This is a genomic window from Streptomyces sp. NBC_00510 (genome assembly GCA_036013505.1).
Classification (GTDB): Bacteria; Actinomycetota; Actinomycetes; order Streptomycetales; family Streptomycetaceae; genus Actinacidiphila.
In genome coordinates this window covers 2,294,561-2,307,822 of record CP107851.1, presented here as the reverse complement: position 1 = coordinate 2,307,822, position 13,262 = coordinate 2,294,561, and the positions used below count along the sequence as shown (strand labels likewise).

The following is a 13,262-nucleotide window of genomic DNA, read 5'->3' as shown; positions in this document are numbered from 1 at the left end:
AAGAGGGCTTGGCCGGGGCAGGGTCAGGAGACAGCGGACGTCAGGTACGTCAGGTACACCCCTCCCTCGCAGTCGGACATCTTCCGCAGGGTCCAGCGGCCCCGGACGTTCGTGGAGGAGAAGTTCGACTCGGCGTCGTCCTCCTCCACTTCGCCCTCCTTGGGGATGTAGCCGGCCTTGGGGAGCCGCTTGTGCAGGAACGCCAGCGTGGTGTCGAAGCCGCCCCGTATGACGGTGGCGACGACGAGCCGGCCGCCGGTGCGGTGCTCCACCGAGGTCACGACCGCGCCGTCGGGCACCGGCAGGTTCTCCGGGAAGTCCTTGGGGAGCGGCAGTGACGCGGCAGTGGGGCAGCCGCCGGGCGCGGCGCCGACCGCGTTCCCGGCCGGCGGATCGGTCGCATGCTCTGCCGCGTACGGTGTCGCCCGCGGTGGCTCGGCGTGCTTGTTCGCCGCTGAGCATCCGGTGACCGCGGCCAGGCTGAGGACGGCTGCTGCCAGTACGGCAGCCGGGGGCGATGGCTTCATCGAGTGGTTTCCTTAGGGCTTCTTGTGCGGCCGAGGATCAAGGCGTCGTACGCGCCGTACAGCGTGTTGCCTGAAGACTGGCGGGCGATGGACGCCAGCGCGTCGTAGTTCTGCGCACCTCCGGTCGCGCAGGTGCCGGTGCAGCCGTCGGCGTAGGCGGCGAGCACGCGACCCTGGGCGTCGGTGGTGACGTCGATGAAGTCCAGGAGATTGCGATCGTTGCCGCACGTGGTGCCGCCCGTGCAGATCGACCCCTTCTGAACCGGGTCGGTGGGGGTGGCGTCGACGGTCACCCAGGACTGGCCGCCGTCGTAGGTGGTGGCCACGTACAGGTGCCAGACGCCCGTGAAGTTGGCCGCGTCCTGATAGTTGCCGCCGGTGGTGGTGCCCAGGAAGGCGAACGCGGCGCGGTTGTCGTCGCCCGCGGTCACGGCCGGAAAGACGATGTTCTTGATGCCGAGGGCCGCGCCGACGTTCTGGTCGTACAGCCACGTCTTGCCCTTGTCGTGGCTGACGGCGGTACGCGGCGTGCCGTCGCTGTTCTGGTAGCCCATGTAGACGGTCCCGCCGGCCCCGACTCCCACGCTCGGGTCCGAGTCACCGGGGGTGCTGGACGGGTTCTTGCGGACGGTCCACGTCAGCCCGTTGTCCTCGGAGACGGCCACGGCCTGATTGCCACCGCAGCCCTTGTTGGGCACGTACACCGTGCCGTCCGGGGCGACCTTCACATGCCCGTGCAGGCCGCCGCAGTCCAGCAGCGAGTACATCGGAACGGCGGGACCGTACGTCAGACCGCCGTCCCGACTGACCGCGCAAGAGGCGTCGGCGATGTCCTGGGAACAGTAGTAGACGGCGTTCGGGTACGACGTGACGGTGCCTGGACCGCCCGTGGCGAAGGGGCCGCCACCGATGGTCTGGTGGTCCACACCGGAGTTGATGCCCGAGCCGCCCGTTGGCGTCCACATGTCACCGTCGTCGTCGGTGTAGCAGGTCAGGGCGGTCTTGCCGGCGAGCTGCGACTCGAAGGTGCGGTGGGTGACCGGGTCGGTGAACAGGATCGGGTCGAGGCTGGTGGTGCTTCCCTGGGGGCAGCCGTTGGCCGCGCTCGCGCTCTTGTCCTGCCATGTGGCGGCACCGGCACTGTCGTAGGTGACCTGGAGTGTCGACGTGTACGCCTGGAACATTGCGGCGCCACTCGCACGGTCGACGCCGATCGAGGGTTCACCGGCGTTGTGCGCATCCGCGATGCCGTCGGGTGCCCGGGAGTTCGCGTACGTCGGCGGCGTGGCCGTACTCGGCGGCGGATCGGCCGGAGTGGCGATCAGGCTCGCGGTGCCGGTGAAGCTGTTGCCGAGCGGCGCGTACGGCACCACGCGCACGGTGTACGACGCCGACACCGCCGGGAGCAGCACGGTCTCGGGGTCGCTGGAAGAGGCCGAGGTGGCCACCTCTCGGCCGTCCGCATCGAGGACGTACAGGTCGAAGTCGGCGGCGGAGCCCGGCCATCTGACGTCGATGCGCAGGCTGTGACCGGCGTCGTAGCCCGCAGGCACCGACACCTTCAGGGCGTAGTCGTCGCAGGGTTGCCCATGCCCGCAGCTCACCGTCCCGGCAGTGCCGGAGACATTCGGGACGGCGAAGGGCCCGGCGCTCCACGTGGTCGTCAGCGCGGTGTCGCTGACCGATCCGGAGGACGGGGTCGCGGCGCCGGCCGGCGCACCCGGCAGGGTTCCGGCGACGAGCACCAGCAACCCGACGGCGCGACGCCCCCGCGACCGCAGGTGGAGGTGAAGACGACGTGCGAAGAGGAGAGCCACAGGTACCTCGTGAATTCGCGAGTCGGATGAAGGGTGGCGGTACGGGTGAAGCCTTCATCTGCTCTACGGGGAGGCAGGCGGTGTCCGTCGCGAGCAACCGAACTCTTTTCGAAGCGGGCCGGACGGGTGCTGAGGGGGTTGGCCGGAGTCGGTGAGGCAGACCGCTCGGGGGCAAGAACGTCGCCCGGCCCACCACAGCCCGACCGCAGTGAAGCCCGCCGGCCCAGCCCGGCCGCGCCCGTTCCTCTGGAAAAAGTGCCCCCGCGCGACCGCGCGAGGGCAGTTACGGAGGCCTGGTCAGAGGGCGTCGACGCCGCTCACCTTCCAGCCGTCGGTGGTGTGGGTGAGCGTCATGCGCACCCGGTTCAGGTCCAGCCGCGGCTGTGGGACCTGAGTGCTCCGGGTGATCTGGTTGACGAAGAGCAGGACGACGGCCCGGTCCGGTGTGGCCGACACGACGGACACCGCCGGGGCGTCACCGTCGGGGGGTGTGGCCACGGTCGCCTTCACCACACCGTGGTACTTCGTCGCGGTCGGCGCGACCACCGCCTTCGTGGTCTTGCCGTACTGGTCGCGGAAGCGCCCGGTCAGCAGGATGCGGGCACGAGAGAAGTCCCGGTCCAGGTGACGGTAGTCGTACGACAGCACGACCGGCGCCGCATTCCGCGCGGCTGCGAGGGCCTCGTCGCGGGCTTGCTCCGCCTGCCGCCCCTGCTGGTACTCCCGCCCGAGTACGGCGGCCGCGACCAGGGCCGCCACGAGGACGATGCCCAGCGCCGCGGTGAGCACGCCCCGCCCGGCGTTGCGCGGGGACGCACCGACCTCCGTCTTCCCCTCGAACGACTCGGGTGACTCGGGCTCCGGCGGGTCCTCCCAGCCGTTCGGCGGGGGATCGACGAGCAGGGTGCGCCCGGAGCGGGTCTGCTCTTCCTGGTGGGCACCGCATTCGCGAGGCGCGGGCCGTCCGGCGCGCTTGGCCGCCGCGCGGGCGGCCGCGGTCATGGTGCGGCGGGCCGGTGAGCCGGTGCCGCGAGTGCTGCGGAAGGCCGGGTTCGCCACGGTGTCTCTCCTCATTGTTGGTCTCACGGCCGGGTCAGCCCACGAACACGACGTCGGAGGTCAACCAGCGACCTGCTACATATGCGAGGTCGAGCTGGAGCCGGTAGGTGCGCGCCTGGCCCTCGGGCGCGGCGGTGTTGGTCACCTCGCTGTCGGCCACGACCAGGACCCGGGCCGAGCGCCCGTCGTACCGCACGATGCCCGCTTCCAGGACCTGTCCGTCGGACACCGACTTGTTCTGTGCAACCAGCCTCGTCAGTTGTTCGGTCTGCGAGGCGAACTCCTTCTTGAACTCGCCGGTGGCGTTCGCCAGCACATTGGCGCTGTCCCGGTCGTAGTGCCGGTAGTCGAGCGAGGTGAAGCTCAGCGCCGACTGGCGGGCCGCAGCCAAGATGTCCTGACGGCGCTGTTCCGCCGCGCGCTGGTCGGACAGCTTCCAGCCCAGCCAGACACACAGCACGGTCGTCAACACGGTCGCAGCGACGAGCCCCGCAGACAGCAGCCTCATGCCGCCTCTCACACCATCGGTCCCACGAGCAGCCATTGCCACGACTCCTTTCCGAACACGGCCTGTTCCCCGCCCGTCGAGCCGATCTCGAGGAGCGTTCCGTCCGGGCCGGTCACGGTGCCGGTCTCCGGGTCGTACGGGGCCACGAACGCGGCCTGGTCACCGCTGTGCGGGCCGGTCGTGGCGCCGGGCGCGTTCTGCGCTCCGCGCACCGAGGACTTGCTGCCACGCGGTAGCGTGCAGCGCGCGTCGGTGTTCGCATGGCGCGTCCCGGTGTCGGCTGGGTCGCGCCGCTGGGTGTTGTAGCCCTTGGTGCAGGCGGGAGGGTCGTCGGCGTTCACGGTCAGCCCGAAGTGGGTGGTGCCGTCGCCGGGGATGACCGTGTAGCTGCCCGCGACAGTGAGTGGGAGCGTGACCAGGGCCTGTTCGACGCCGGGCAACCGGGCCACGGTGATCTGGCCGCCGCTGATGAGGTTGGCCAGCAGGATCGGCACGTGCGGCCGCGTGGACTTGAGCAGCGAATCGACCTGCCGTGCGGCGGGCACGGTGCTGCCGATCAGCCGGCGAAGGTCGCCGTCGCTCGACTTCAACTGTGCGGTGAGCGTGGCGAGATCGCGGGAGAACGACTTGATGGCCGAGCCCTGGTCGGCCTGTGTCCTGAGTACCTTCCGCGAGTCCTCGATCAGCGAGACCGTCTGGGGGAGCGACTCGGACGCCGCCTCCACCAGCGCGTCACCGGAGTCCACCAGCCGGCTCAGGTTCGGTCCGGTGCCGGAGAACGCCTTGCCCAGCTCGTCGACGGTGACCCGCAGATCGTCCTTGCCGACCGAGTTGACCAGCCGGTCGAGGCTGAGGACCAGGTCGGTGACCGGCAGTGGGGTCCGGGTGCGGCTGCGCGGGATCGGGCTGCCGTCCCTGAGGTACGGGCCGCCCGACCGCCACGGCTGGAGGTCGACGTACTGCTCACCCACCGCCGATCGGGCGGCGACCACTGCGAGCGTGTCGGCCGGGATCCTCGGGGCGCCGTCCTCGATCCTCAGCGCCACCGAGACCCCGGATCCGGTCAGCTGCAGATCGCCCACGCGGCCCACCGGCACCCCCCGGTAGGTGACCTCGGCACCCGGGAAGACGCCCCCTGACTCGGCGAAGTCGGCGCGCACGGTGTACCCGCGGTGCAAGACGTCGTCCACCAGGCCCGTGTACCGGGCGCCGACGTACGCCACCCCCAGAGCGGTGATGGTCGCGAAGGCCAGCAACTGGGCCTTGACCGTACGTGTGATCACGGCAGTATCCCCTTCAGCATCAGCTCGGCGAGCGCGGGATCGACCCCGGGCGGGAAGCGACGCGCGCCGTCCCCGGTGCCGTAGGCGGCGGTGCACACCGGCGGGCACAGCAGGGTGCTGCCGTGGGAGGGCGTCGACGGCACGGCGGGCGCGGAGGGAACAGAGGGCACAGGGGGCACGGACGGGATGCCCGGCAGGGAAGGGACGGACGGGAGAGGGATGGGAGTGGGGTGGCCGGGAAGATGCGGTGTCCCGGGGGCCGGGGACTTCCCGCCCTTGCCGGGCTTGCCGGTGACGTTGCCGTAGAGGTCCGCCAGGTCGAGGTCGGCGGTGATCTTCAGGTTGACGTAGTCGCCCTTGACGGCGTCCGTCGCGTTGCGCGGGAACGGGTAGGTGGTGAGGAGTTCGAGGGAGTTGGGCAGGTCGTCGCCTGCTTTGTTCAGCTCCTGCAGGATGGGCTGGAGCTTCTTCAGGTTGGCGACGGTGTCGTCGTGGGAGGCGTTCACCACCTTGGTGCCGGTCTTGCCGAGCCTGGACAGGGCGGTGAGCATCTTCGTCAGGTCCTCGCGCTGGTCGGCGAGGGCCTTCAGGGCGGGCGGCATGGTGTCGACGGCCAAGGCGATCGTTTTCTTCTCCTTCTTCAGCCGCTGCGCGAGCCGGTCGACGCCCTTCAGCGCGCGCACGATGTCCGCCCGCTGGCCGTCGAGGCCGCCGAGGAAGATGTCGAGCTGCTTCAGCAGGGACCGGACCCGGTCCTCGCGGCCGCTGAGGGCTTGGTTCAACTCGATGGTGATCGTCTTGAGCTGCGCCACCCCGCCGCCGTTGAGCAGCGCGGACAGCGCCGACAGCACTTCCTCGACCTCCGGGTTGCGGCCGCTGCGGGACAGCGGGATGCGGTCGCCGTCGCGGAGACGTCCGACGGGGCGTGTGTCGGCCGGTGCGGACAGGGCGACGTACTTCTCGCCGAGCATGCTGGTCTGCCTCAGATCGGCGACCGCGTTGCCAGGCAGCTTCACCGAGTCGGCGATCCTGAGCCGTACGCGGGCGTGCCAGCCGTCCAGTTCCACCTTCTCGACCGTGCCGACGGTGACGTTGTTGACCTTGACCGACGACTGCGGCACGAGGTCCAGGACGTCCCGGAACTCGACGGTGACGTGGTAGGCGTGACCGTCCGAGGCCGCGCCGCCGGGCAGCGGGACGTCATACCAGCCGTTGAACTCGCAGCCGGTCAGCAGCAGCGAGCAGACCGCCGTCCAGGCGGCCACCCGCCCCTTGCGCCGCACGCTCATGCAGGTGCCCCCAGAATGCCGCCGAGGGTCTTGTCGACCGAGCCCGTCGACGCCGGGACCTGCGGAACCTCGGGCAAGGAGGCGAAGAGCTTCTTCAGCCCCTCGCAGTTGTCATGGTCGTCGCCGGTCGTCTTCAGGATCGAGCAGAGAAGGGACGACGGGTCCTGGGAGGTTTGCGCGTTGTTGCGGGTGTCGAGAGTGCCGGCGGAGGGGTTGTAGGCGTTCTCCAGGTTCGACAGGCCCGTGGGCGCGACGGTCAAAAGCTCCTCCAAAGCGTCTCGTTGGGTGACGAGGACCTTGGTGACCTCGGCCAGGCCCTGCACGTCCGAGGCCAGCGCCTTCTTGTTTCCCTTCACGAAGCCGGACACGTCGCCGAGTGCGGCAGCCAGGTACTTCAGCGCGGCCGCGAGATCCTTACGCTCCCCGGCGAGCTGCCCGGCCACGTCGGCGAGGTCGGTGTTGAACGACCGCACGCTGGTGTCGTCCGCCGCCAGCGCGGCCGTGAACACCTGAAGGTTCCGCACGGTCCCGAACAGGTCGCCGCGCCCGTCGGACAGCGTGGTGACCGCCTGGGACAGGTCCTGCACCGTCTGGTTGAGGCTTGCGCCCTGCCCCTGGAGGTTGTCCGCGCTCACCCCGAGCAGTCGGGACAGCGAACCCTTGTTGTTGGCACCGTTCGGGCCGAGCGCCTCGGCGGTGGTGTGCAGGCTGTCGAAGATCCGGTCCAGCTCGACGGGAACAGCCGTACGGGACTCGGGGATGACAGCTCCGTCCCGCAGCACCGCGCCCTTGCGGTACACCGGCAGCAGCTGCACGTAACGGTCGCTGACCACCGAGGAGTTGACGATGGCGGCCTGTGCGTTGGCGGGGACCTTGCGGCCCCTGTCGTATTCCAGCTCGACCCGTACCCGGCCCCCCTCCGGCGTGATCTTCCTGACCTCGCCGATGCGGACACCGAGGACGCGGACGTCGGAGCCGGGGTAGATGCCGACAGTCCGAGGGAAGTACGCCGTGACGCGGACGGGGCCGGGGCCCGGCCAGAGGACGACGGCGAGGCCGACGACGATCGCGAGCGCGGTGAACAGGGCCAGGAGTCTGCGGGTCATCGGGTGCCTCCCGTACGTGGCGTGACCGGGGCGGCGACCATGTTCTGGATATAGGAGTCGAACCAGCGGCCGTTGCCGAGGGTGTTGGTGAAGAGCCGGACGTAGGGGGCGAGCAGCCGGACGCTGCGGTCGAGGCTCGCCTGGTTGCGTTCGAGCATCCTCAGGAAGGTGTTGAGGTTCTTCAGAGCGGGTCCGATCTCCTTGCTGTTGTCGTCGACCAGGCCGGACAGCTCGATGCCCAGCAGCGCGGAGCTCTTGAGCAGCTTGTGGATCGCCCAGCGCCGCTTGTCGATCTCCTTGAACAGGGCGTCGCCGTTCTTCACCAGTGCGGAGACGTCATTCGTGTGATCGGCCAGCACCTCGGTGACTCCGTTCGCGTGGTCGAGCAGCTGGCGCAGCGCCTTGTCACGGGCGGCGACGGTCCGGGATATCCGCGACAGTCCCTTGATCGACGCCCGCACTTCCTCGGGGGAGTCCTGGAAGGTGTCGGCGATCGTGTCCAGTGCCTTCGCGAGCCGGCCCGTGTCGACCTTCTCGGCGGTGGTCGTCAGGTCGCTGAAGGCCTGGACGACGTCGTACGCCGACACGGTCCGCCGAAGCGGGATCTCGCTGCCCGGCTTCAACTGGCCGGGCCCCTTTGGGTAGAGGGCCAGGTACTTCGCGCCGAGGATCGTCTTGACACGGATCGACGCCCCCGTGTCGGTGCCGAACGCCGGCCGGCCCTTCACTTTGAAGGTCACCTTGACGTGGTCGCCGTCCAGGTCGACGTCCTCGACCTTGCCGACCTTGACCCCGGCGATCCGTACCTCGTCGTCCGGCTTGAGCCCGCCGGCCTCGGAGAAGGCCGCGCTGTAGGTGTCGCCGCCGCCGATCAGCGGCAGGCTGTCGGCGTTGAAGGCGGCGACGGTGAGCAGCGCGAGGACGGTGAGGCCTACGGCGCCGACGACGACCGGGTTGTGCTCGCGGAAGGGTTTCAGGCGTGGGCGTGTGAGCCGGATCCTGGGCAGCTTCGGCGGTAGGACGCGCACCTTCGCGAGGGGTCCTGGTCGTGGTTTGGGCTTCGGCAGCAGCCTCGGCAGCTTCGGCAGCTTCGGTGGCAGGACCGGGAACCTCACCAGCGGCTCGGGGCGGCGGCCATCGCGCCGCCTGATGCGGAGGCTCATCCGCCACACCTCGCCCGTGCCACGTGCAGCTCCGGGGTGATCACCTGCTTGGTCTTCGGCAGCACGATCCGGCCGTCGAAGTCGCAGAGGTAGAAGTTGAACCACGAGCCGTACGAGGCCGTCCCCGTCAGCTTCTCGAGCTTGTTCGGCAGCCGTTTCAGGACGCCCTCGACGGTGTGCTCGTTCTTGTTCAGCGTTCCGGTGAGATCGCCGAGCCGGGCGATGTCGTCCTTCAGCGGTGGACGCGCGTCCTTGAGCAGCTCCGACGTGACGTCCGTGAGGTCGCCGATGCTCACCAGCGACTCCCCGATGGGCTTGCGGTCGGCGGACAGCCCTGCAACCACTCGGCGCAGCTGCGTCAGCAGCCCGGAGAAGCGGGAGCCGCGCTCGTCGAGCGTCGCCAGGACGGTGTTGAGGTTGTCGATCACCGATCCGATCAGCTTGTCGCGGTCGGCGAGGGTGCTCGTGAGCGAGGCCGTGTGCGTGAGCAGACTGTTCACCGTGCCGCCCTCGCCCTGGAGGGTCTGGACGATCTCGGTGGCCAGCTGGTTGACATCGTTCGGGCTGAGCGCCGCGAACAGCGGCTTGAAGCCGTTCAGCAGGGCGTTGAGGTCCAGCGCCGGCTCGGTCCGGGACAGCGGGATGGTGCCGCCCGGCCGCAGCCGGGCGGTGCCGTCGCCGGTGACCTCGGTGAGTGCGACGTACCGCTGCCCGACCAGGTTGCGGTAGCGGACGACCGCGTGAGTCCCAGCGAGCAGCGGCCGGTCCGCGCTGACGGTGAACGTGACCTCCGCCAGCGTCCGGTCCTTGATCCGGATACCCTCGACCTGTCCTACCCGTACTCCGGCCACCCGGATGTCGTCGCCGGTCTCCAGCCCGGTGACGTCGGTGAACACGGCGTGATAGGTGTCCTTGGGGGTGAAGGAGACATTGGCGATGGTGGCGGCGAGAAGCGCCGTCGCCGCGATCGTGACCAGCGCGAAGAGGCTGAACTTGACCAGCGGGGCGGCGGTCTGCCGCGCTCCGGACCCGCTCATCGGGACTCCTTCGTGGATACCACGGCCTTCAGGCCGGGGAGGAAACGAAGGTCGCGCGGAGTAGGGCAGGGAGAGGCGAATCGCCTCCGGGGTGATACGGCGTCTGCGGCCACCGGCGGACAACGGTCACTCGCGCGGGAGTTGATAGAGTGTGAGGTGTGACACAGCAGGTCAAGCGGGCGTTCAAGTACCGCTTTTACCCCACGGATGAGCAGGCAGCTGAGCTGTCTCGCACGTTCGGCTGTGTCCGCCTGGTGTACAACAAGGCGTTGGAGGAGCGCACTCGCGCTTGGTACGGCGAGCAGCGCCGGGTCTCCTATGTGCAGTCGTCCGCCGCGCTGACAGCGTGGAAGAAGAGCGAGGAGCTCGCCTTCCTGACGGAGGTGTCCTCCGTCCCGCTCCAGCAGGCTCTGCGTCACCTTCAGGCGGCTTTCGGCAACTTCTTCGCCAAGCGCGCGCGGTACCCGCGCTACAAGTCGCTGAAGAAGTCGAGGCCGTCGGCTGAGTACACCCGGAGTGCCTTCACGTGGCGGGACGGGAAGCTGACGCTGGCGAAGATGGCCGGTCCGTTGGACATCCGCTGGTCGCGTCCGCTGCCGCAGGCGGCGGAGCCGACGACGGTGACGGTGTCCCGCGACGCGGCGGGACGCTGGTTCGTGTCCCTGTTCTGTGAGGATGTTACCTCCCCGGCCCCCGCCACCAGTGCGGCGGTCGGTGTGGATGCCGGGATCACCTCCCTGGTGACGCTGTCCACCGGGGAGAAGATCGCCAACCCCCGCCACGAGCGCCGTGACCGCACACGGCTCGCGAAGGCGCAGCGTGAGTTGTCCCGCAAGGCCAAGGGCTCTAGCAACCGGGCCAAGGCCCGGCTGAAGGTGGCCAGGGTGCACGCGCGGATCGCCGACCGGCGCCGGGACTTCCTTCACAAGCTGTCGACTCGTCTCGTCCGTGAGAACCAAACGGTCGTGATCGAGGACCTGACCGTCCGCAACCTGCTGAAGAATGGCACGCTCGCGCGCGCCATCTCCGACGCGGCCTGGACGGACCTGCGCATGTTGCTGGAGTACAAGTGCGCCTGGTACGGGCGCGAACTCGTGGTGATCGACCGATGGTTCCCGTCCAGCAAGCTGTGCGGGAGCTGCGGTGCGGTCCGTGGGAGGCTGCCGCTGAACGTCCGTGAGTGGACGTGCGTCTGCGGCGCCGTGCATGACCGCGATGTGAACGCGGCACGCAACATTCTGACCGCCGGGCTGGCGGCGTCTGCCTGTGGAGACGGTGTAAGACCTCAACGGGAGTCCTCCCGGACGGGGCGGCCATCGGTGAAGCAGGAACCCCAGCGGGCGACCGCTGGAATCCCCCGCCTTTCGGCGGGAGAGGAAGTCAAGCGACAGTCACCGCCGTTCCGCGCGCCAGCGGCCCGAACAGTAGGGTCGCCACGGGCGGCACCTCGTCCGCGGGGACGCCCATGACGGGGGCCACGAGCGAGCCCACGGCCCGCTGCTCGGCACGGGTGGCGGACACGTCGGCACCTCCGGGGAGTGCGCCGCCGGAACCTCCGGCCGACGTACCGTCGTCGAGATGGGGCTTCGGCCCGGGCACCTGCGGATGCGGCAGACCGCGGCAGTTCGGGCCGGACCGGGCGCCGTACGCCGGCTCCTCGCCGGGCCGGTACGCCTCCTGCGGCCGGACGACCTCAAGGGTGATCCGCATCTCGCCGCCCCGGAACGCCTCCTCGGAGGCCTTCTCCTGCCGGACCAGGCCCTGGAACACGCACGGGTACTCGGGGGAGTACCGGGCGAACAGCTCCAGCGTGGGGCGGGAGACCCGGCCCAGGGTGATCAGCCGGTCGCCGTTCTCGGACAGGAAGTCGTTCGCTGTGCCCGCCACGGAGGCGGTCGCGCGCAGAGCCGACACCAACTGCTCCCTCTTCTCGACGATCGTCCGGCTGGTGGTGACGGTGTTGCGCAGGATCCGCATCAGGTCGGGCGCGGCGTCGCCGTACACCTCGGCGACGTCCGCGAACCGTGTGATGTCCTCCTTCAGGGAGGGCATGTGCGGGTTGAGGCGGCGCAGATAGCCCTCGACCTGGGCGAGATTGCCTCCGATCCGGTCGCCGCGGCCCTCCAGCGCAGTGGCGAACGCCGACAGCGTGGCGTTGAGCTCACCCGGCCGGACCGTGCGCAGCAGCGGCAGCAGGTCGTTCATCAACTGCTGCACCTCGATGCCGACCTTCGTTCGGTCCTGGGTGATGACGTCACCCGCACGGATAGGCCGAGCCGACGCGCGCGCAGCGCCGGCAGGAGCGACCAGGTCGACGTACTTCTCGCCGAACAGCGTCTTGGGCAGCAGCCGCGCGTGCACGTTCGAGGGGATGTACGACACGTACTGCGGCTTCAGCGCGATGTCCAGGGTCGCCCTGGTGCCGTCGGCATGCACCTCGCGCACCTCGCCGACCAGCAGCCCGCGCAGCTTGACGTCGGCGCGTGCATCGAGCTGGTTGCCGAGGGTGTCGGCCTCCAGGGTGATGGGCACCACCGAGGTGAACGCCTGCTGGTAGACGGCCACCGCGAGCGACAGCAGCAGTGCGAGCACGGCGAGGAAGGCAATGCCGTAGAGCCTGAACCGCATTCTCTGCATGCGCACCGCTCTCACCCCGCCACCCGTACCGTCGTGTTGGCGCCCCAGATCGCCAGGCTCAGGAAGAAGTCCAGGACGTTGATGGCGACGATCGAGGTCCGCACCGCCCGGCCCACCGCGACGCCGACACCGGCCGGTCCGCCACTCGCGTGGTAGCCGTAGTAGCAGTGCACCAGGATGATCAGCAGGGCGAAGACGATCACCTTGCCGAAGGACCAGAACACATCGACGGGCGGCAGGTACTGGTGGAAGTAGTGGTCATACGTGCCGGTCGACTGCCCGTAGTAGCCAGTGGTGATGGTGCGGGCGGCCAGGTACGAGGACAGCAGCCCGATCACGTACAGCGGGATCACCGCGACGAAGCCGGCGATCATCCGCGTCGTCACAAGGAACGGCAGCGACGGGACGCCCATCACCTCCAGCGCGTCGGTCTCCTCGCTGATCCGCATCGCACCCAGCTGCGCGGTGAACCCCGCCCCGACCGTCGCGGACAGGGCGAGTCCGGCCACCAGCGGGGCGATCTCCCGAGTGTTGAAGTACGCCGACAAGAACGCCACGAAGTTCGAAGTGCCGAGCTGGTTGAGGGCCGCATAGCCCTGAAGGCCGACCTCGGTGCCAGTGAAGAAGGAAAGGAACGCGATCACACCGACCGTGCCGCCGACGACGGCGAGCGCACCGCGCCCGAAGCTCACCTCGGCAAGGAGCCGCAGGACCTCCTTCTTGTAGCGTCGCAGGGTGCGGCCCGTCCAAGCCAAGGAGCGCCCGTAAAAGGACAGCTGGGCACCCAGCTCTTCGAGCGAGCGCAAGGGGCGATCGAGGAGGTTTTGCGGTCTCAT

The 13,262-nt window shown here is 69.4% G+C and carries 12 protein-coding genes; 1 reads left to right on the top strand and 11 read right to left on the bottom strand.

What is annotated here, in order from left to right; genetic code table 11:
• Positions 1 to 23: 23 nt before the first annotated feature.
• The 9 genes from OG937_10240 to OG937_10200 form a co-directional block, all read right to left on the bottom strand.
• Positions 24 to 527: a hypothetical protein gene (locus OG937_10240; protein WUD72047.1), complete on the bottom strand. Its 504-nt coding sequence runs from the start codon at positions 525 to 527 to the stop codon at positions 24 to 26.
• Positions 524 to 2,344 carry a glycoside hydrolase gene (locus OG937_10235; GenBank protein ID WUD72046.1) on the bottom strand — a complete coding sequence of 607 codons (1,821 nt, stop codon included), beginning with the start codon at positions 2,342 to 2,344 and terminating at the stop codon, positions 524 to 526. Before OG937_10235 ends, OG937_10240 begins: the two co-directional genes overlap by 4 nt.
• A gap of 297 nt (positions 2,345 to 2,641) precedes the next feature.
• Positions 2,642 to 3,403, bottom strand: coding sequence for a hypothetical protein (locus tag OG937_10230; protein WUD72045.1), 762 nt, complete (start codon positions 3,401 to 3,403; stop codon positions 2,642 to 2,644).
• A 34-nt stretch (positions 3,404 to 3,437) separates the two neighbouring features.
• A complete protein-coding gene (locus OG937_10225) occupies positions 3,438 to 3,911 on the bottom strand; it encodes a hypothetical protein (protein ID WUD72044.1) in 474 nt (157 codons plus the stop codon).
• 8 nt (positions 3,912 to 3,919) lie between these two features.
• The gene (locus OG937_10220; GenBank protein WUD72043.1) at positions 3,920 to 5,194 is read right to left on the bottom strand and encodes an MCE family protein; all 1,275 of its coding nucleotides are present in this window, start codon (positions 5,192 to 5,194) and stop codon (positions 3,920 to 3,922) included.
• Positions 5,191 to 6,483 (bottom strand): MCE family protein, encoded by a 1,293-nt coding sequence (locus OG937_10215; protein ID WUD72042.1) that lies wholly within the window; start codon positions 6,481 to 6,483, stop codon positions 5,191 to 5,193. The genes OG937_10220 and OG937_10215 overlap by 4 nt, the downstream gene beginning before the upstream one ends.
• Positions 6,480 to 7,589: an MCE family protein gene (locus tag OG937_10210; GenBank protein WUD72041.1), complete on the bottom strand. Its 1,110-nt coding sequence runs from the start codon at positions 7,587 to 7,589 to the stop codon at positions 6,480 to 6,482. Before OG937_10210 ends, OG937_10215 begins: the two co-directional genes overlap by 4 nt.
• Positions 7,586 to 8,566, bottom strand: coding sequence for an MCE family protein (locus OG937_10205; protein WUD78695.1), 981 nt, complete (start codon positions 8,564 to 8,566; stop codon positions 7,586 to 7,588). Before OG937_10205 ends, OG937_10210 begins: the two co-directional genes overlap by 4 nt.
• 182 nt (positions 8,567 to 8,748) lie before the next feature.
• Positions 8,749 to 9,789 (bottom strand): MCE family protein, encoded by a 1,041-nt coding sequence (locus OG937_10200; protein ID WUD72040.1) that lies wholly within the window; start codon positions 9,787 to 9,789, stop codon positions 8,749 to 8,751.
• Positions 9,790 to 9,947: 158 nt separating this feature from the next.
• Here OG937_10200 and OG937_10195 point away from each other — a divergent pair, with 158 nt between their 5' ends.
• Complete coding sequence (locus OG937_10195; protein WUD72039.1) at positions 9,948 to 11,258, top strand: transposase; 1,311 nt, start codon at positions 9,948 to 9,950, stop codon at positions 11,256 to 11,258.
• On the opposite strand, the gene OG937_10190 is transcribed toward OG937_10195, so the two are convergent.
• Positions 11,170 to 12,426 (bottom strand): MCE family protein, encoded by a 1,257-nt coding sequence (locus tag OG937_10190; GenBank protein WUD78694.1) that lies wholly within the window; start codon positions 12,424 to 12,426, stop codon positions 11,170 to 11,172. The two genes, OG937_10195 and OG937_10190, sit on opposite strands and share 89 nt — an antisense overlap.
• 11 nt (positions 12,427 to 12,437) lie before the next feature.
• Entirely contained in the window at positions 12,438 to 13,262 is an 825-nt protein-coding gene (locus tag OG937_10185; GenBank protein ID WUD72038.1) for an ABC transporter permease, read from the bottom strand.